The sequence below is a fragment of the Prosthecobacter sp. genome (assembly GCF_044232965.1).
Taxonomy (GTDB): domain Bacteria; phylum Verrucomicrobiota; class Verrucomicrobiia; order Verrucomicrobiales; family Verrucomicrobiaceae; genus Prosthecobacter.
On the sequence record NZ_JBIIKX010000059.1, the window covers coordinates 1 to 20,224 of the forward strand.

Consider the following 20,224-nt stretch of genomic DNA (forward strand, 5'->3'; position numbering starts at 1 on the left):
CGGCGGAGAAACATGGCGTGTCGAGGGAGCGGCTCATTTTGAATACCTCGCACAATCACTCCTGCCCGGTGACGGAGGATGTGCTGTGGCTCTATTACGAGTTCACCCCGGCGGAGACGGCGGTGAAAGACCGCTACACGGCGATGGTGTATGCGAAGTATGATGAAGTCATCGGTGCGGCCATCGCCGCGCTTGCTCCCGCAGAACTGGCCTTTGAGCAGGGTCTGGCCGGTGTGGCGGTGAATCGACGTCGTTCACGCGGGCCGGAGAGTCGCGCGCTCGGTGGGCAGGTGGACCAAGACGTGCCCGTGATCACGGTGAAGACGGGAAATGACCTCAAGGCCATCGTCTTCGGCTATTCGTGCCACACGACGGCGCTCAGCGGTTTGAGCATCAATGGCGACTACGCGGGCTATGCGCAGCTCGCCTTGGAGAAGAGCTTTCCGGGCTCGGTCGCCCTGTTTGTGCAAAACTGCGGCGGCGATGCCAACCCTCTGCCGCGCATCACCGGTGGGAAGGATGGGGCGACTGCGCTCGCCGCAAAATACGGCGAGATCCTCGCCGAGGCGGTGCGTCAGGTTATCGCAGACACGATGAAACCGCTCAGCGGCCCGCTCCGTGTGGCGATGGGCGAGACGGAACTGATGCTGCAACCCGGCATCCCGCTCGATGAATTGAAACAGCGCGTCCCCAATCTCAAAGGCATGCCGAAGCGCGAGTTCGAGCATTTCATCCGCCAATACGAGACGCTCGGTGATTTGCCCGACCGGGTGAAGTATCCCATCCAGGCATGGAGTTTCGGCCCGGAGCTGACCTTCATCGCCCTTACCGGTGAGACAGTGGTGGATTACTCACTCAAGTTCAAAGCCGCCTATGGCTGGAACACCACCTGGGTCTGCGGCTACAACAACGATCTGCTCAGCTATGTGCCATCATCGCGCGTCTTGAGGGAAGGCGGCTATGAAGGCGTCACTGGCATGTTAGAATACGGCCACCGCGCACCTTATACCGAGACCGTCGAGGAGCGGATCACGACGAAGGTCGAGGAACTCGTCACCCGCGTGCGCCAGACGCCTTGAATCATCCGTTTCCTTTTATTTTTCATGAAAAACACATCACCCTCGCTCCAGATCACCTGCCTCGCGCTGGTCTCCGCTCTCACCATGAAGGCCGCCGACGTGGCCGTCCGTGAGCCGTGGACAGCTGCATACACTGGCAAACACTCCACCGGCAGTCATGTGCTCGGTCACTGGAACTTCGATGGCACGGACGCAGCGGCCGAGGCGGGACCGCGGAAGCTGCCCGGCAAACTCGACGGCGCCCTGGTGACGAAGGCGGGCCGGTTCGGTAGTGCCATCGAGTCCTTTCCCGGCTGGCCCGCGAACGATAAGCGTCACGCGCTGGTCGTCGCGTCCCATCCCTCGCTTTCACCGCTGGCTGCGTTTTCCGGGGAGATGTGGGTGCAGGCCAAGCCGGATCTCGCCGGCTCGAGCACGGCCTACCTGCTCGACAAGAAGTATGCGTCGCACACCGATTACCAGTGGCTCCTGCAGGCACCGGAGATGTCCGGCGCGCGGCGGATGGTGCTGAACCTGGGTTTTGGCCAGGACTCCGAGTCTTTCGCGACCGAGCCGATGGCTTTCGCTCCCGGCGAGTGGCATCACATCGCGTTCACCTACGACGGCGCGGGCACGGTGAAGTTTTACCGCGATGGCTCGGTGGCCGGCGTCATCATGCGGCCCGGCCGCCGGGGAATCGCGGCGGGCTCGAACCCCCTGAGCATCGGCGATCGTGTGAGCAGCAACTACGGCGGATTCTCGGGCCTGATCGACGAGGTGCGGCTGTGCACCGGGGTGCTGGAGTTTGGCGGAGCGACGATTCGCCTCGAGTCCGAGCGGAGCGTGTTCGTGCGCGGAGAAAAGTCGCCGCGCATCCAGATCGTCATCGCCAACCTCCAACCGGAGCCCCTGCGCGGCTCGACATTGAGACTCCTCGGACTGGGAGGCGGCGGCGAGGCGATCGCAGTTCCGGAAATCCCGTCCGGCAAGACGCACACGCTGGTGCATGACTTTGATACCCGGCTGCGGCCCGACGATTACCCGGCCCGAGCAGTGCTCTCGCTGCCCGGTTCCCCTCCGACCGAGGTCTCGGCGAACTCCCCCCTGAAACTCGTGCCGCGTCCGCTTCCGCACCGGATGCCGGTGGTCATGTGGGGCATTGGTGGGCCGTCCTTCACGAGCGAACTGCCGAGGCTCAAGGAACTCGGCTTCAATTCCTGCTTCGGGATCGATGGAGATACCGCGTCCGTTTGGGCGGCCAAACAACCCGTCCTCCCCGGTGCTACGGCCATGGCATCGACCCGGCGCATCCTCGACACGGCACTGGCAAACGACTTTGGCATCGCGGCCCAATTGCAGCCGGGGCATTTTCTGAAGGGTCAGCCCGGTCTCGCCCGGGTCGATCGCAACGGCAAACCCTATCCACGGCACGACTGTAACGCCTCGCTGCCGGGACTGGCGGAGTTTTCCGAAAACGTCGGCAAGAGCGTTGGGCAGGCATACGGGCAACACCCGGCGTTCGTCGCAGCGCTGATCAACAGCGAGGTGCGGGATGATTCGGAGATCAGCTTTTCGAAGCCGGATCGTGACGCCTACCGGGCATTCGCCGGCGTGGACATTCCGGAAGAGGTCGTCACCAAGACAGGCTTGTTTTGGAAGGATATCAAAGACTTCCCGGCTGATCGAGTGGTCCCCGACGACCATCCTGTCCTGAAGTTCTACCGGTGGTTCTGGACGGTGGGGGACGGCTGGAACGGCCTCCACACCGCCCTGCATCGCGGCTTGAAATCCACGGCCCGCGAGGACATCTGGACCTGGTATGACCCCGCCATACGCGTGCCGAGCATTGGCGGCAGCGGGGGAGAGGTGGACGTGCTCTCGCAGTGGACCTACACCGAGCCGAGCCCGCAGCGGGTCGGCTACTTTTGCGACGAGGTCTTCGCGATGGCCGCCGCCTCATCACAAAAGCCGCAGGTCATGAAGATGACGCAGCTCTTTTGGTATCGCTCATCGAGCGCCCCGACCACGAAGGGGCCGGACCAGATCCGCTCGCCCTTCGACGACCACGATCCCGCCGCCGCCTACATCTCCATCTCGCCGATGCATTTGCGCGGTGCGTTCTGGGCGATGGTGTCGCGACCCGTGGCTGGAATCATGTATCACGGCTGGTCATCGCTCGTGCCGACGGACGGGACCCATGCATACAAATACACTCAGCCCGACCTCCAAACCGAGTTCCGCCGACTGCACCACGATCTCCTGCCGCGACTCGGCCCGACGCTCCTCCAAGTCGCCGACCGTCCCACCGACGTCGCCTACCTCGACAGCTTCACTTCCCAGATGTTCGCGCGGCGGGGCAGTTACGGATACGGCAAGGACGAGTCCTATCTGGCACTCCTGCATGCCCAACTCCAGCCGCGGGTGATCTTCGAGGAAACGTTGCTCGCGGAAGGGCTCGATGCCTATAAGGCGCTCGTCCTCGCCGACTGCGATGTTCTCCCGGCGTCGGTCGTCGAGCGCATCCACGCCTTCCAGAAACGCGGCGGCATCGTCATCGGTGACCCGAACCTCACGCCCGCCATCAAGCCGGACGTGGTCATTCCCCGCTACGACCGCACGAAAAAGACGGCCGAGGACCAGGCCGCGATTCTGGCCAACGCCGCACGGCTTCTCGAGCAACTCGATGGTCGCTACTCCCGCTTCGCGATTTGCGACAAGCCCGAGATCCTCACCCGCGTCCGGAAGGCCGGCGACTCCGACTACCTTTTCGTGATGAACGACCGGAGGACATTCGGCTCCTATGTCGGCCAGCATGGCCTTGTGATGGAAAACGGGCTGCCGAGCGAAGGGGTGATCCGCCTCGCTCGCACCGGCCTGCACGTCTATGACCTCGTCTCCGAGCGGAAAGTCAAAACCACCGAGCGCGATGGCGGGACTTGGGTGCCGGTGGAACTGGGGCCCTGCGACGGTGGCCTGTTCCTAGCGACACCCGGCCCCATTGAGCAGATCAAGATCGAGGCCCCCGCCAAGACCGCGCCCGGCCAAAGCATCGAGGTGACGGTGACCATCACCGATGGATCTGAAAGAGCCGTCCCCGCTGTGATCCCCCTCACCGTGGAGATCACCGACCCCGCCGGCCGCGAGGCCGAGTTCAGCGGCGACTACGCCACCGAGATGGGCAGGCTCGTGATCAAACCCGAGTTCGCCCGCAACGACACCCCCGGCCTCTGGCGGATCCGGGTGCGAGAAGGAGCAACCGGCCTCTCATCGTCCCGCTTCGTCGAAGTTCATCCATAAACTCCATCACTCCATGAAACATCCAACGATCACGGTCGCCATTGGCGGTCTTCTCCTCTTCGCTTTAGGCGCTCACGCCGCGGAACCTGCCGCGCAGACCTGGATACAGGTCGATCAACCGCTCGTTATCCCGGCGGATCAGGCACCGAAACTCGGCACCGGCGACTTTTCCATCTCCGTGTGGGCCAAAGCCGATGCCACGGATCGCGTCACCGGTGATCTGGTGAGCCAATACGATCTGAAGAAGCGGCGCGGTTTTCATCTCACGCTCAAGAGCACTCCCGGCGTAACATCGAACGTGGCGAACTGGCGGCATTTGCAGTTCGGCATCGACGATGACAAACCGGGCGCGTGGCGTGACTGCGGACGGCCCGGGAAGGCGTTGTTTGCCTTTGCCATGGCGACTCACGAAGGCGCTCTCTTTGCAGGCACTTGCGAACCGGATGCGGGGGCGATGGGCCGGGTCTATCGCTACGAGGGCGGGGAGAAATGGAGCGATTGCGGCAGCCTTGATGGCAGCAATTCCGTCACCGCGCTCGCCGCTTTTGAAGGCGCGTTGTATGCCGGCACGGGCAAGTATCGCGTGGCGGGCTCGAGTTTGCAGGAGTCTCCCAACACCACGCTCGGTGGCCGCGTCTTTCGTCACGAAGGCGGCACGAAGTGGGTGGACTGCGGCCAGTTGCCGGACACGGAAGCCGTAGGCGGGCTGGTCGTGTTTCAGGGACGGCTGTATGCCTCATCGCTCTACAAACCGGCGGGCTTCTTCCGCTACGAGGGCGGCACCAAATGGACGCGGTTGCCCGATGCCATCGGACCCGATCTCAAAACGGGCGAGCTGGGGCCGAAGCGCGTCGTCTCGCTCACGGTGTATGACGGTTTTCTCTACGCCACGAGCTATGATGGCGGCCGGGTGTATCGCTTCGATGGCAAAGCGTGGACGGACTGCGGCCAGATCGGGGATGACACGCAGACCTACGCCTTCACCCGCTACGAAGGCCGCCTGCATGTCGCCATGTGGCCGAGCGGACGCGTGTATCGCTTTGAAGACGTGAACCGTTGGACCGACATCGGCCGCCTCGGCACGGAGAAGGAAGTCATGGGCATGATGGTGCATAACGGGTGCTTCATCGGCGGCACCCTGCCGCTCGCCGAAGTCCATGCCTACGATGGCGATGGCAAATGGTCGCTCTGGCAGCGTCTCGATCACACACCCGACGTGAAATACCGCCGCGCCTGGACTATGGCGGAGCACGCTGGCGAGGTTTTTTGCAGCACGCTGCCCTCCGGCAAAGTGTGGGCCGCACGGCATGGCCGTCAGGTCTCGTGGGATCACTCCCTGCCCTCTGGCTGGCATCACATCGCCGCCGTGAAATCGACAAATCGCCTCACCTTGCATGTCGATGGCAAGCAAGTCGCCGAGAGCACCGGCTTCGATGCCTCCGCATGGAATTACGACACCGACGCCCCGCTGCGCCTCGGCACTGGCATGAACGGGCCCTTCAACGGCCAGCTCCGTGATTTGCAGATCCATCGCCGCACACTCACCGCTGGGGAAATCGAGGCGATGTTGGCGAAGAGGCCGGCAAAATGAAGCTGCGCACCAATCCATCACTCCATGCACCTCCGACTCACACTCCTCACCGCCCTGCTGCTGACACCGCTCACCACACTGTCCGCCGTAGAGCCGTCGATTCGCCTCGCGGAGAACGGCACCGCCCGTCACGCCATCGTCATCGACGCGGCGGGAACGGCGACGGAAGCGGAGCGATTCGCGGCGGAAGAACTCGCGCTCTTTCTCAAGAAGATCACCGGCGCGGCGTTTTCCATCGTGAAGGAAGGCGAGCAGGCCGGGCCGGGCATTTATGTGGGGCATACGCGCCGGGCGGCCAAGGCCGGGGTCGATCTCGCGGCGCTGGGCGAGGAGGACTGGGTGCTGCTCACGGCGGGCGAGGACCTCATCCTGACCGGAGGGCGTCCACGCGGCACCCTTTACGCCGTGTATGAGTTTCTCGATTCAAAGGCGGGCTGCCGGTGGATCGCGCCGGACATCGAGATCGTCCCGGCCAATCGCGACTTCGCGGTCCCCGCTCTCGACGTGCGCGGCCGGCCCGCGTTCTCCTGGCGCGAGACCACGCTCTATCCGCGACACGACGACCCGAAACGCATCTCGAAGGAGGATTACGCCCGCTTTCTCGTGCGCAACCGCTACAACGGCGGTCACTTCAACGGCGGCAGCTTTTGGCTTTACGAGCCGCGTTTCGGTTTTTCCGAGCGATTCGGTCGTCCCGGCTCCAGCCACACCTTTTCCATCTATCAGGAGAAGTGGCAGGACGTGAAACCCGAGTTCTTCGCGATGATGGAAGATGGGAAACGGGCACCGCGACCAACCGGCCCCCTCGGTCATGATTTTTGCCTGACCAATGCCGAACTCAAGGAACGCGTCGCCCAACAACTGCAACAATACATCGAGGAAGACCGCGCCGAAGCCGCGCAAAAGGGCACGCCGCCGCCCCGGATGTATGCGTTCTCGCAGAACGACACGAGTTCCAAATACTGCCGCTGCCCGGAGTGCACCGCCATCGCCCAACGCGAGGGTTCCTACGCCGGAACGACGCTCGCCTTCGTCAACGACATCGCGGCTCGCATCGCGGAAAAATACCCGGACGTGCGGCTGCTGACCGAGGCCTATCAGTTTACCAAGCGAGCACCCAAGATGATTCGTCCGCGAGAAAACGTGGTCGTCCGGCTGGCGCTGCTGGATCTGGAATACCGCGCCGACGAAATCGCCGACGTGCTACGGCCTCTGAGTGCGCCGACAAATCGCGCCGCGCGGGAAGTCACCGAAGGCTGGGCGAAGGCGATTCAAGACGGGCAGCTCTTTGCCTGGGATTACGCGCAGCTTCGCACTCCCTTCCGCTATCCCTACGACGGCACGACCAAGATTCTGAAGAATCTTGAGTATTGGCATCGGCTCGGCATCGACCGGGTGTTCATCGAGCAGGCGGGCATCGACTTGTCGTTCCGCCCCATGCGCGACTGGCTGTTCTTTCGGAAATCCGTCCATCCGGAGCTGAACGACGAGGTGCTCATCGACGAGTATGTCCGTGGCTATTTCGGTCCCGCCGCCGGTCCCATGGGGAAGTATTACGACCGGCTCGCCGCTTTGACCGAGGCCGGTGACAAGTCGTATTTCGAAACGCCCGCCTCGGTGATTCCCTGGCTGAACTCCGAGTTCTACACGCAGGTCAACGCCTGGCTCGACGAAGCCGAAGCGCTCTGTGCGGGAGAGGCGAACGCGAAACATCTCCGCCATGTGCACCTGGAGCGCGTGCCGGTCGATTCCGGACTTCTGCACCTGTGGCACCGCTACGCCGAGAGCCCCGCGTGGAAAGGCCGGAAGGAAGAGGTGCTGCGCCGCTACGAGAAGAACAAGCGCATGTTGATTCAGACCTGGGCCACCCACGTGCATGTCTGGGTCAACAACGGAGGCGCTGCTTTCGATGGCGAACTCGCCGCCCTGCGCTTGGAGCCGCCCGCCCAGTTTGTGGGCCGCAACGCGAATCTGCGGCTCGTCGGTATCGGTGATCCCGGGCCCAACCTCGTGAAAGACCCCAGCGCCGCGGGCGGGCAGGCTCGCCGCTTCGGCAGCGGCAAACCGGGCGAGCACAAGGTGCCTTTCCAGATGAAGATCCACGACGACGTGGCCCCGCGCGACTGGGGCAGCATGACATTGGACAAGGACAAGATTCCGCAGGACGAAGCCTGGCATTGGCACCATGTCGCCACGGCACCTCTCACCGGCCATTGCGGTCTCTGGTCGAACGTTTACCTCTGGCTTCCCATCGGCTGGGGAGCCGTCCCGCCGCCGAGCAACGAGATGGAAGTCTGGGTTTCCCTGAAGTTCACCGGCCCGACTTATGTGAAGGACTCAAGATCGCCCGATCAGGTCCTCATCGACCAAGTAATCGCCGTGCCGCCTCAATCGGTCCAAAAGTGAACCGTTCACCACTCCATCAGCCATGAACCACATCCATGAGTCCCGCCGCGCGTTTGTCGCCCGATCCGCCGCCACGCTCGCCGCTTCCATCGCGGGAGCACCGCCGCGCCCTCGCCGCCAGCAAGATCGAGGCGATGTCGGCGAAGAGGCCGGAATGATCGTGTCTGTTTCGCGTAGAAGTCACTATCTGATGAAACACACCCACTCAGTTGCCTGCATTCTTTTGAAACTAGCTTCGCAGGCTATTTGCCGACCTTTTTTGAATCAGCTTCGTCGGCTATTTGCCTTCGGCTATCTCCGCTGCACTTCGGTTCCGCTCCGCTCCGGTTCCCTTCGGTCGGCTCTCATCACGCTGCTGCTCGCGCCTCTCCAAGCCGCTGAAACATTGCCCATCCAGATCACCGACCGCAGCGTCATCTTCACAAGAAATGATTTGAAGCTCGCGTCAAATGACCAAGCCGCTCTGCCGATCATTGTTCCAAACGATGCCAGTGGCGCGGAAAAATTTGCCGCAGAAGAACTGCGGACGTTTCTCTCCCGGGTTACCGGCGCGGATTTTGTTTTAACCGCAGAGGATGGATCCGCTGCGGTTCCTGGGATTTATGTGGGCTGGACCAGTTTCGCGAGGAATCGGGGAATTGATTTTAGACAATTGGGAGAAGAAGAATGGATCATCCGCACAGCTGACGATTCGCTGATTCTGACCGGTGGACGACCGCGTGGTACGCTCTATGCGGTATACGAATTTTTAGAAAAACAGGTCGGATGCCATTGGTTGGATGAACGAGTCGAAGTCATCCCGGATCGGCGTGATCTGCTTATCCCTCCTCTCAATGTTCGAGACGTGCCTGTCTTTTGGCTGCGCCATGTTTCGGACCCTCGAGGAAGCGCCCGGGACCACTGGCTTTTCTTGCTTCGGAACAAAAACTACCGGTACGACCAACCACAAAATTTCCACAAGACCGATAAAACATTACCCCCCGACGCTTTCTACCAATTGACCGGTACACCGCGGGGCGTTCATACTTTTTCGAACTTTGTCAACGCAAAGGACTGGTTCCAGTCCCATCCAGAGTATTTCGCGTTGGTTGATGGCGAGCGCCTTCCGGCCTACGATGGGATGGGTCCTGGGCAACTTTGCCTGACCCACCCGGACGTGCTTCGAATTACGGTCGAGCAACTTCGCAAGTTTGTTGAACAGGACCGCGCAACTGCCAAACAAAATGGAACACGGCCCCCAAAAATCTACAACATCATGCAAAATGACAAGTACGATGCGCATTGTCACTGTGAGTCTTGCAGAGTGGTGGTTGAGCGCGAGGGAAGCGAAAGTGGTCCCGTCGTCCAATTTTTAAACCAGATTGGGGAGTCCATCGCTCAGGACTACCCGGATATTATTCTAGCAACCTTGGCGTATAACCAGACCCAAAGCGCCCCGAAAACTCTCCGTCCGAGAGACAATGTTCTTATTGCCTGGTGTGATGTCTACCCGCGCTCCGATCATTTGCGCCCATTGACCCACCCATTCAATGTCAATCAGGCACGCGATTTGAAAAAATGGGGTGAGGTGTCTCCCAAGCTCGGTATTGGCGGCGAGTATTGGGATACGTGGAATTTTTACACCCACTTTCCATTGCCTTGGACGCTTGCCCACTGCCTGCCTGTGGACATCCGCTTTTTCGCTGACAACGGATGTGAAACCTATGCCAGCGAAGCGTACTCCTATCTTGAGGCAGGGAAGCAATTTAGGGACTTCGAATACTGGCTGGCCTTTCATCTGCTCGTTGATCCGCAGCAGCCGTCAGAACCACTGCGGAAGACCTTTTTCGATGGGTATTATGGCGGGGCATCTCCTGCTATGTTGAGATATTACGATTATTTGACTAATCGTATGGTCAACGAATCCCAATACATGGGATACCGCTACACTCCCCATAGTCTAAAATTTCTTGACCTTGATTTCTTTCAAGCCGCAGAAAAGTTTTTCGGTGAGGCTGAGCAAGCGGTAACTCCTGGCAGCTTGCAATACCAGAATGTATTAAAAGAGCGCTTCATCGTTGATTCCGCGCTACTTCATCTTTGGCCGTGGCTGAAGCGAAATTTGGGGTCGGAGAAAGTCATGCCATTTGACTATGAAAAATTGCTGGATCGCTTCCAGTTTGGCTGGAAAAACTACGACGATCACTGGTTCAACCGGTGGTACCGCGCCGGGCAAGGGAACAATAATGACGGGAAGAATCTTCAGCGGCAGTTGGATCTCTTCCGCAACCGCACAAAATTACCTGCAGTCCTAGCCGCAATTCCTTCGGATCAAGTCATTGCCTTCGATTGGCTGACTTTTTCCCAAGTAAAGCCGAGTCAGGAGTTTGTGGCGGATGAAGATGCTTTTGGAGGTGTCGCGGCCCAAAGATCTGTTCCTTCGGCGGTCGTTATGGCCGAGGAGGGCAGCAAGGCGTTGTCCAGTAGCACCACACATGATCCGAATACGAATGGAATTCAGTTGGGTGTGGACGGTGGTCCGACCGTGACTTTGAAACGCGATGCCCTTCCAAAGGATGGGAAGTTTCATATTTATCGAATCGGGCCGGTTCACCTGAAGCCAACGATTTTGCCCAAACCGGGGGTAGAGGCCATCCTTCCTCAGATGGGAACCACGATCTGGGCGCTCGAAGGAAAGCGTCTTGGCGTATTCGTTGACCGGGTATTTCAAGAGAACACGGAGGATCCTGCGGCAAACCTTTGGGACGCCTGGATTTCCTTGAAATTCAGCGGGCCGTCCTTTGTTCCTGCCGCGACCGGAGAAGACAGGATCAGTATGGACCGGGCTTTTCTCGTTCGGCCCGGTTGCACCCCCTCAATCCCATCGGACCGACGGCTTAAACAAAAGGGCTTGAAAAACTAATTTCCTTTCAATTACCATGAAACTCACACTGCTCCTACTCCTCCTTGCGTCAGTCGCCTTTGATCATTCCTCATTCGCTGCGGAGCAGCGTGTGCTTGTGGCGGAGGGCGGGAAGACAGAATTGACGCCTGAGATTCTCCCGACGCCGAAGAGGCTGGAACGGGGCAAAGACGAGTTGGAGATTCGGGACGGTTGCGTGGTCGCCGGCTCCGAAGCGGGCTACGCGGCCCAGACGATCGCAGATCGCCTCGGAGCGCCCGTGGTCCGACAGCCGCGGGCGGGTCGCGTTGCGATCACCCTGCGACTCGAGCCGCAAGCGCCCTTTTCGACCGGACTCAGCCGCGACCAGCGCCCCGAGGCTTATCAGTTGACGATCCGACCCGACGGCGTCGAGATCGTGGCGCTCCACGCCGAGGGCCTGTTGCGGGCGGCGGCCAGTCTGCTGCAACTGGTGCGAACCGAATCGGGCGTCAACCGGTTGCCCTGCCTCTCGATCTCCGACTGGCCCGATTTTCGCTACCGCTGCGCCTCGGACTGGCTGGTGAACGTCGAAGCGAACCGTTGGGCCTACGATTGGGGCGACGGGCCGCAACAGTATCTCGCCCGGATCAAACGGAAACTCGACTTCTGCTTTCTCTACAAGATCAACCAAGTCTGGTTCGACGGCTTTGGCTGGAACGTGGACCGTTTCCCCGGCTATGCGGCCTTGATGTGCGAGTGCAACCGCTACGCCCGACAGCGCGGGATCAAGCTTACCTTTGCCGGTTATGGCGGCGGCTACGGCACATCGTATCAAGAGGGCGACGTCTATCGTCACGGCTATTTCGGCCAGACCTTCTTCAACCGGCTGCCCTATCCGGGCGGCCCGCAGTATTCCTGCCGCGGCATGGACCGCGTGGAAATCAGTCGCGCCTACGGAACCTGTCTTTCCAACGAGGCTCTCGCCCGCGCCAAGCTCGTCGAGTTGAAACGCTTCGTGTCGGAAGTGGAGCCGGGTTTCCTCTACATCCACGACATTGACAGCGGAAGCTATGCTGCTACGCGCGATGCCTGGCGCTTGCGCTGCGACGAGTGCCGGCGCCGCTGGCCGAGCGACGACGTCGAATCGCCCCAAGGCCAGGCCGGCGCCATGGCGTCCTGGTGTGCGAAGGTCCGCGAAGCGCTTGATCCGATCACGACGACCGGGGGATACCGCGCCGACCGCGACTTGACGCTGATCTTCACCTCGCCGCTCTACGCCACCTATTACGAAACGAATCCGCCCGACGTTTGGCAGCGCGAGCTTGATTACTTCCGCACGGTGAGCCGGCTCACCGGCCCTTCGCGAAACGTCCAGTTCGGCGTGCGTGAGCTGTTCTACGCGCCGGGTGGCGGCAGGAAAGTTGCGGAGCTTCGGGCGGCGCTGGACGAGGCCGGCAACGGACACGGCCCGCACGTGATCTCGTTCATGGGCGGCGACAATTACTACAGCGACGACCTGCTGAACTTCTCCGGCATCATGACGCCGTTGTTTCAGGGCGCGGAATCGGTCTGCCTGTCCAACGGCGGGCTGCACGAGGAGCCTGTTCAAGTGCTCAACGCCGAGTTGCTGTGGAGCGGCGCGGCGGGGGGCTATCGCGAGCAGCCACCCGACGAGCCGACGGCCCGAAAGCTTCGCGACCAACTGGCAAACGGCCGCCATCGCCCCGCTGCCGTCTTCGGTCCCGGCCAGCTCTTGGACCGGATCTGCCGTAGGCTCTGGGGAGATGCGGCCGGCGCGGCGATGTATCGCGCTTGCATGGCGGGCGGCGAGTCCGGCGATGGGCCGGTGAGCCGCGTCTGGTTCTCCGTGACCCGCGATGTCCAACGGCTTCAGACGGGCACGCTCCCCAAGGGCACGCAATGGCAGGAGTTGCGTGACCGCTGGGTGCGGCGCCTGGCCAGCACGCAGGAGACGCTCGGACATGCCGAGCGCGCTGCAAGGCTGACATCCGACGAAGACGTCGCTTGGTTCGCGCGATGCCTCGATGTCGGGCGCCGCTTCAGCGAAGTCATGCTCCTGGCCATCGAGCTTCGCATCCAAAGCGACGAAGGCGCTCGCTCACGTCTGGCCAAGGCCCTCGACGAGATCGAATCGCACGTGCGCACCCGGTTCCGTTTCGATAAGACCGACGTTCTCGGTGGCGACCCCGGCTGCTGGTTGGAGACGATCGGACATCTGAGAGAAAGCGAAAAGAGGAAACGAACATCCAACGAGCCCCCTCCGACCCCGGGCCTTCGGCGGGAAGGGAGCCGAGGGGTTGAAAAAGCAAATCCTTAGCAGTCAGTAGTAACTCTCCGCCCAGTTGAAAACACTCCCGCCTTACCCGGCCGCCCGATGAAACCATGGTGTGGCACAAAGATGAGCTCTGGGTCAGCTACTACTCCTCGCATGAGGATAAAGACGGCAATCAACCTCCGAACCGCAATGTGGCGCTGCCATGCGCGATTTATATAGCACGCATCCGATTCCAGAAATGAAACACACCATCACAATCTTCACTCTCCTCCTCGCGATCCCTCTGCTCGCTCACGCACAAACCGTCTCACTGAAACCAAGTGACGCAGGCATGAGCGTCGAGATCGACGGCCAGTTGTTCACGGAATACATCACCAAAGAGGTGGCACGGCCCTACATGTATCCGCTCATTGGTGCGGCAGGGGTGAATGTATCGCGGGAGTTTCCGATGAAAAAGGATGTGCCGGGCGAGGCGATGTTTGTGGATCACCCGCATCATCGCTCGCTGTGGTTTGGGCATTCGCGGATCAATGAGATCAATTTCTGGGCGGAGTATCAGGTGTTCGGCAAGCAAGCTCACTCCGGCTTCTCAGATGTGCACGCCACGGGCAATCAAGGGCACTTCACGGCCTCGACGCAATGGATTGGACCGGACAACAAGGCCGTGATGACCGACGAGCGCCGCATCACCATCACCGCGCTGCCAGAGGGCGAGAAGACACTCGACTTCGACATCACGCTGAAGGCCAGCGAAGGCGATGTCATCATCGGTGATACCAAAGAAGGCACCATGGCCCTGCGCCTCTGCCCATCGCTTAGCATGAACAGCAGCAAGAGTGGCGTGAACACGGGGCCCTCCACCGGACATGCCTTTAACAGCAACGGCGTCCGCGATCGCGACATCTGGGGCAAGCACGCGAACTGGGTCTGCTACTACGGCCCTGATCCAAAAGGGAATCCCGTAGGTGTCGTCATCTTCAGCCATCCCAGCAACCTCCGCACGCCAACTACCTGGCACGCACGCGACTACGGACTCTTTGCCGTGAATCCTTTTGGCCTGCACGACTTCGAGCCGGACAAGCCCGCAGGCGCTGGCGACTACACCATCAAGAAAGGCGACAGCCTCACCCTGCGCTACCGCTTCTACTTCGCCAAAGGCCAGCCGAAGCCAGAGTCGCTGGACGCGAGATTCCAAGAATACTCCACACTAAAGTAGCCCCATTTTTTACCGCCCATCTTTTTGCCGTGAAAATAACACTCATCACCATCCTCCTGCTGGCCTCGCTGCTCCTTTCCTTCGGCCCCCTCCACGCCGCCGATGATGGCATCACCTGGCTCATCCATTACGACGGCAAAGCATTGCCCACCGCACCGTGGACCGCCATTGGAAAATCAAACGCCACTCTTGAACCCGATGGTCTTCGACTCATCGACGCGGATAAAGAGTTCGCTCACTATCGCGCACCCTGGAAAGCGGGTGGCGATGACGAGATCATCGTGGAGGCCACCGTGAGGGTCGCCAGCGTCACCGGTTCGCAGGCAAAGAAGACGGCATCGTCACTCTGGCCGTGGCGCGATGGTGCGCCGGTGTCCGTGCTCATCAGTGATGGCCGACATCAGGAAGGACTCGTCTTATTTGCGAACCAAGCGGCAAGCCACACCGACCGCTTCATCCCGATGGACACCACGAACCGCCTCCACACCTACCGCCTCGTCATTCGCGGCACCAACATGCAGATGTGGGTGGATGGCGTGAGAAAAGTGGAAGGCCAGGGTGCCTTCTGGAAGCCCGCCGATTCGCCCGAGCCCTTCATCCAGTTCGGCTCCACGGCGAAGACCGCCACGGGCGATGCCCTTTGGTCCAGCGTGAAGCTCGGCGTGCGCAAAGCCAGCACCGCTGCGGCCGCCGACCCGATCAAACTCAGCATCAGCACCGCCTGGGACATCCCGCGCGACGACATCCGCCAGACGCGGCCTTACCTATACGACATGGGCCAGGGATTGCTCCTCATGAGTGTCGCCCAAGGGCCCGATGCCTTCTATGAGCCGTATGGCCTGCTCAAATCCACCGACGCGGGCAAAACGTGGTCGCCCATCCCCGGACTCGACAAACTCGACACCACACCGCTCCCGTGCCTGCGGCGGCCTGATGGAAACATTCTCGCCATCTCGCGCTGGACACGCACGCAGCCGGATGGACGCGTGATGGGCAAAACGTCCCGCCTCAACGCCGACGCGACGAGCTTCGAGATGATCGACAACGAGATCATCCTGCCCAAGGAGTTCACCAATGAAGCCCAGGGCGATCAAATCATCTGCGAGCGCCACATCTGGAACGACCCCGACGGCGGGGTCACGATGGTCGTCTGGAGCCGCAAGGCCGTGAAGTTGCCCGATGGCCGTAATAACACCGTGCGCATGTCCCACCTCATGCGCAGCACTGATGAAGGCAAAACATGGACCTACTTCTCCACCATTGGTCCTGGCGGCGAACCCGCCGTCTGCCGCCTCAGCGCCACCGAGCAGACCGCCGTCATCCGTGGTGATCGCGACTCGTGCATGAAGCAAATGTTCTCCCACGACGCCGGCAAGACCTGGAGCCAGCCCATCAAACTCGAAGTCGGCAAAGTCCTCCCTGATCTCGTGCTCATGAGCAACGGCGTGCTCGCCTGCAGCTACGGACGTCCCGCCAGTTGCCTCATGTTCAGCCTCGACGGCGGCAAAACCTGGCCCAGCCACCACGTCATCTCCGACAAGGTCGGCTTCAACTACACCAGCATCCGCGAAATCAGCCCCGGCAAGCTGCTCTACATCCACGACGCACCGAAAATGAATGCGATGATGATCGAAGTGGAGCGGTCCAACCCATAGCCAAGGCCGAGTCACTATGAAACGCATCCCAGCACTCATCACCGCCCTGCTGCTGTCACCGCTCGCCTCTCTTCATGCAGATGAAACCTCCACCATTCAGATCACCGACCGCACGGTCATCTTCAAACACACAAACACCAATCCGAAGGACCCGACGAACAAAAGCGGCTACAATCTCGGGCCGAGCCTCGCGCTGCTGCCGGATGGCCGGTTGATGGCCGCGTGGTTCTCGTCGCCATCGGAAGGGGCCGAGTCGCAGCGCATCGTGCAGGCGTTTTCATCGGATCAAGGCCGCACCTGGGGCGAGGCGACCGTCTTGCAGGACATCGCAGGCAGGGCCGACTTTGATCCCGCACTTTTCGTCGCCGGCAAAGAGACGTTCTTGTTCTTCTCCTGCTTCGATCCGCAGATCGACATCTATTTCCGCCGCAGCAGCGACTCGGCCCAGACATGGACAGCACCGGTAAAGCTCCACCAGCCCAATCACACCACTCGCTCCAATGGCATCGCGTTGTCCACCGGCGAGCTGCTCGTGCCGCTTCACACACGCGGCACAAAGGCCGGCGGCGTGATGAAATCACGCGATGGTGGCCAAACGTGGACGCGCTTCGGTGCAGTGGCCAATCCCGAAGGCCAAGGCGGCGAGCCGACCATTGCGGAGACGAAGTCCGGCAAGATCCACATGATCCTGCGCACGAAGGACGGCCAGCTCTGGCGCTCCATCAGCACCGACAAAGGCGAGACCTGGAGTGCGCCTGAAAAGACCGGCCTTACTGGGACCTCGAGTGCCTCGCACCTGCTTTGCACAAGCGATGGCACGCTCGTCCTCACCTACAATCCCGGCCCCACGCCTCTGCGCTTTCCTCTGCTCATTCGCACCTCCCGCGACGAAGGCGCGACGTGGAGCGAGCCAACTCTCCTCGCAGATCGCCCCGCAAAAGTCGGCGGCTGGTCCATCTGCTATCCCACCCTGACCGAACTCCCCGACGGAACGCTCTCCGCCATCTGGGCCCAGATCAAAAGCTCTCCCGGCGAGCTGTATGGTGACATTCACTCGGCGCGTATCAAGTTGCCGAACTGAATGCTCGTTCCATGACCCCTTACCGCACACTCTTCACCATCCTCCTCAGCCTCGCAGCCTCACTCAACGCTGCTGACGAAACCGGTGCACGGAAAGCCACGCTGCCGGATTTATCACCCAAGGCGGAGTATGCGGATGACCGGCGCATGCATCAGGGCATTCCGAGCATCGAGCGGGCGGGCAATGGGCGGCTGTGGGCGGCTTGGTATGGGGGTGGGATCAATGAGGATCATCACCACTATGTAATGCTGGGCACGAGCGCGGATGACGGGCGTTCCTGGTCGCCGTTGAAGCTGGTGATCGATCCCGATGGGCCGGGGCCAGTGCGGGCGTTTGATCCTTGCCTGTGGCATGATCCGAAGGGGCGGCTGTGGTTGTTTTGGAGCCAGAAGGACAACGCCTCGATGCACAACTTCGCTATCATGACGGAGGACGCGTCCGCAGAGAATCCGGTGTGGTCACAGCCGCGTCACCTCAGCGCAGGCGTGATGTTGAACAAGCCTACGGTGCTCAGCTCCGGCGAGTGGCTGATGCCGACATGTATCTGGCGCGATGAACGCAGCTCCCGCATCCTGCGCTCCACGGATCAGGGCGCGACTTTTACGGAGTTCGGCAGTGCGACGATCCCGAAATACGAGGACCGCAACGGCGACGAGAACATGATCGTCGAGCGAAAAGACGGCTCGCTGTGGATGCCGGTGCGCACGGGTTACGGGCTGGGGGAATCGTTTTCCAAAGATCGCGGCAAGACGTGGACGAATGTCGCTCCATCGGCCATCACGCATGCGGAGTCGCGATTTTTCATCCGCAGACTGGCCAGCGGGCGGCTGCTGATGGTGCGGCACGCGGGCACGGTGCGCTCGCATCTCACGGCGTATCTCTCAGAGGATGATGGCATCACTTGGGGCAAGGGTTTGCTCATCGATGAACGCGGTGGCGTGTCGTATCCCGATGCCGTAGAGGGGCCGCCCGGCGAGATTCGCCTCATCTATGACTACAATCGCAAGGGCGTCGAGAAGCAGGTCCTCATGACCGTTTTTCACGAGGACGATGTGCAGCGCGGGACCTTCGATGAGCGGGCGCGGCAGCGTGTCATCGTGAATCAGGCGACGGGGCGAAATCCCATCACGCAGCCGTATGACGTGGCCGTTTTCGGTGCCACACCATCGGGCATCGCAGCGTCGATCTCGGCGCGGCGTGCGGGCATCCAGCATGTGGTGCTGGCGGATGCCTCCATGCATGTGGGCGGACGTTTTGCCGAGACGATTGGCTTTGGCGAGATCGACCGCATGAAGCCGGAGAGTGTCGGCGGACTGTGGACTGAGCTGCGGGCGAAAGTGGATGCTCACTACGGCAAAAAGACCGCCACGCCGGAGCCGCATGTGATGGAGCAGATCCTCAGTGATTGGCTCAAAGCCGAGGGCGTGGTCTTTGCAGATCGTTTTAAGCCTGTGCGTGCCGACAAGAAGGATGCGCATCTCGTGCGAATCTATTCCAACTACCGTGGCCGCATCGAGGCTCCCGTGTTCATTGACGCCACCTACTATGGCGATCTGCTGCCGGTCGCTGGCGTGAGTTTCACCATCGGTCGTGAGTCCCGCGCTCAGTATGGCGAATCGCTCGCCGGGGTGCTCTTGAAGCTCGTCAATCCACCCGGCCCCATTGACCTGCCTGTGATGAGCAGCCCCATCAGCGGTCTCGCAGCGGATGGAAAAACGCTACTTCCGCATGTGCAGGGACTCACCACCGATGTGCGTGAAGGCGATGGCGACACGCACCTGCAATGCGCCAATCTTTACGCCTGCCTCACCAAAGACCCCGCCAATCGCGTGGAACTCACCGCGCCGCAAAACTACGATCCCGCCGAGTTCGAGCTACTCCGACGCGAGATCACCCGTCTCGGCAATGACGCCAAATTTGGCTTCGGCGGCGGTGTTCCCGGCGACAAGGCAAAGATGAATGACGGCGTGAACTACCTGCTGCACTGGGGCCTCGCAGGCGGTGCGGATGCCTATCCCGCCGCCACGCCGAAGGAGCGCCGCCGGATTTGGGAAACGCATCGCGGCTACACCCACCGCATGCTCTGGTTCCTGCGCACCGATGCGTCCGTGCCCGAGTCCATCCGGCAAAACATCCAACAGTGGGGCCTGCCAAAGGATGAATTCACCGACAACGCCCTCTGGCCCTACGACCTTTACGCCCGCGAGGGCCGCCGCATGATCAGCGACTTCGTCATGACTCAGCGCGATCTCTTTGACGACATCTCCAAGCCCGACGCCATCGCTCTCGGCTGCTTCCCGGTGGACTCGCATGTCGTGCGCCGCCTCGCCACACCGGATGGCAAGGAGGTCATCAATGAAGGCGGTTATCTCGTCATCCCGCCCATTTACGAGATCCCCTACCGCGCCCTCGTGCCAAAGGCCGCCGAGTGCGACAATCTCCTCGTCACCAGCGCCCTGAGCAGTTCTCGCGTCGCCTTCAACTCCCTCCGCGTGGAGCCCACATGGATGATGCTCGGCCAAGCCGCCGGCACCGCCGCCGCGATGACGCTGATAGACAAAACGACCGTGCAGCGCGTGAATGCAGTTGAACTTCAAAGGGGTTTGAAACAAGCCTCCGTGCCGTTTCGGAAACCGTGACACTCCACCACTCCACCACTCCACCACTCCATGATGACTCAGACTCACACTCCTTCTCGCTCTGCTCGCCACGGTGCTACACCCCCGTCAATCCCAACCGGTCCGACGGCTCAAACAAAAAG

The 20,224-nt window shown here is 61.1% G+C and carries 11 protein-coding genes; all 11 read left to right on the forward strand.

What is annotated here, in order from left to right; all coding sequences use genetic code 11:
- The coding region (locus ACILSI_RS20165) for a hypothetical protein (protein ID WP_395723713.1) at nucleotides 1-1,079 on the forward strand (1,079 nt) is incomplete at its 5' end.
- 24 nt (nucleotides 1,080-1,103) lie between these two features.
- Nucleotides 1,104-4,355: a LamG domain-containing protein gene (locus ACILSI_RS20170; protein WP_395723714.1), complete on the forward strand. Its 3,252-nt coding sequence runs from the start codon at nucleotides 1,104-1,106 to the stop codon at nucleotides 4,353-4,355.
- A 13-nt stretch (nucleotides 4,356-4,368) separates the two neighbouring features.
- Nucleotides 4,369-5,946, forward strand: coding sequence for a LamG-like jellyroll fold domain-containing protein (locus ACILSI_RS20175; RefSeq protein WP_395723715.1), 1,578 nt, complete (start codon nucleotides 4,369-4,371; stop codon nucleotides 5,944-5,946).
- 24 nt (nucleotides 5,947-5,970) lie between these two features.
- Nucleotides 5,971-8,352 carry a DUF4838 domain-containing protein gene (locus ACILSI_RS20180; RefSeq protein WP_395723716.1) on the forward strand — a complete coding sequence of 794 codons (2,382 nt, stop codon included), beginning with the start codon at nucleotides 5,971-5,973 and terminating at the stop codon, nucleotides 8,350-8,352.
- 35 nt (nucleotides 8,353-8,387) lie between these two features.
- Nucleotides 8,388-8,510 carry a hypothetical protein gene (locus ACILSI_RS20185; RefSeq protein WP_395723717.1) on the forward strand — a complete coding sequence of 41 codons (123 nt, stop codon included), beginning with the start codon at nucleotides 8,388-8,390 and terminating at the stop codon, nucleotides 8,508-8,510.
- A gap of 32 nt (nucleotides 8,511-8,542) precedes the next feature.
- A complete protein-coding gene (locus ACILSI_RS20190) occupies nucleotides 8,543-11,254 on the forward strand; it encodes a DUF4838 domain-containing protein (protein WP_395723718.1) in 2,712 nt (903 codons plus the stop codon).
- Nucleotides 11,255-11,270: 16 nt separating this feature from the next.
- Nucleotides 11,271-13,553: a glycoside hydrolase family 20 zincin-like fold domain-containing protein gene (locus tag ACILSI_RS20195; RefSeq protein ID WP_395723719.1), complete on the forward strand. Its 2,283-nt coding sequence runs from the start codon at nucleotides 11,271-11,273 to the stop codon at nucleotides 13,551-13,553.
- Between the two features lie 196 nt (nucleotides 13,554-13,749).
- Nucleotides 13,750-14,727: a PmoA family protein gene (locus ACILSI_RS20200; RefSeq protein ID WP_395723720.1), complete on the forward strand. Its 978-nt coding sequence runs from the start codon at nucleotides 13,750-13,752 to the stop codon at nucleotides 14,725-14,727.
- A 29-nt stretch (nucleotides 14,728-14,756) separates the two neighbouring features.
- Nucleotides 14,757-16,382: a sialidase family protein gene (locus ACILSI_RS20205; RefSeq protein ID WP_395723721.1), complete on the forward strand. Its 1,626-nt coding sequence runs from the start codon at nucleotides 14,757-14,759 to the stop codon at nucleotides 16,380-16,382.
- Nucleotides 16,383-16,398: 16 nt separating this feature from the next.
- Complete coding sequence (locus tag ACILSI_RS20210) at nucleotides 16,399-17,463, forward strand: sialidase family protein (protein WP_395723722.1); 1,065 nt, start codon at nucleotides 16,399-16,401, stop codon at nucleotides 17,461-17,463.
- A gap of 11 nt (nucleotides 17,464-17,474) precedes the next feature.
- On the forward strand, nucleotides 17,475-20,102 hold the full coding sequence (locus tag ACILSI_RS20215) for an FAD-dependent oxidoreductase (RefSeq protein ID WP_395723723.1): 2,628 nt from the start codon (nucleotides 17,475-17,477) through the stop codon (nucleotides 20,100-20,102).
- Nucleotides 20,103-20,224: the final 122 nt, after the last annotated feature.

What these genes read in the sequence shown, in the direction of transcription:
- ACILSI_RS20170 (WP_395723714.1), top strand. Translation starts at nt 1,104, where the DNA reads ATGAAAAACACATCACCCTCGCTCCAGATCACCTGCCTCGCGCTGGTC.
- ACILSI_RS20175 (WP_395723715.1), top strand. Translation starts at nt 4,369, where the DNA reads ATGAAACATCCAACGATCACGGTCGCCATTGGCGGTCTTCTCCTCTTC.
- ACILSI_RS20180 (WP_395723716.1), top strand. Translation starts at nt 5,971, where the DNA reads ATGCACCTCCGACTCACACTCCTCACCGCCCTGCTGCTGACACCGCTC.
- ACILSI_RS20185 (WP_395723717.1), top strand. Translation starts at nt 8,388, where the DNA reads ATGAGTCCCGCCGCGCGTTTGTCGCCCGATCCGCCGCCACGCTCGCCG.
- ACILSI_RS20190 (WP_395723718.1), top strand. Translation starts at nt 8,543, where the DNA reads ATGAAACACACCCACTCAGTTGCCTGCATTCTTTTGAAACTAGCTTCG.
- ACILSI_RS20195 (WP_395723719.1), top strand. Translation starts at nt 11,271, where the DNA reads ATGAAACTCACACTGCTCCTACTCCTCCTTGCGTCAGTCGCCTTTGAT.
- ACILSI_RS20200 (WP_395723720.1), top strand. Translation starts at nt 13,750, where the DNA reads ATGAAACACACCATCACAATCTTCACTCTCCTCCTCGCGATCCCTCTG.
- ACILSI_RS20210 (WP_395723722.1), top strand. Translation starts at nt 16,399, where the DNA reads ATGAAACGCATCCCAGCACTCATCACCGCCCTGCTGCTGTCACCGCTC.
- ACILSI_RS20215 (WP_395723723.1), top strand. Translation starts at nt 17,475, where the DNA reads ATGACCCCTTACCGCACACTCTTCACCATCCTCCTCAGCCTCGCAGCC.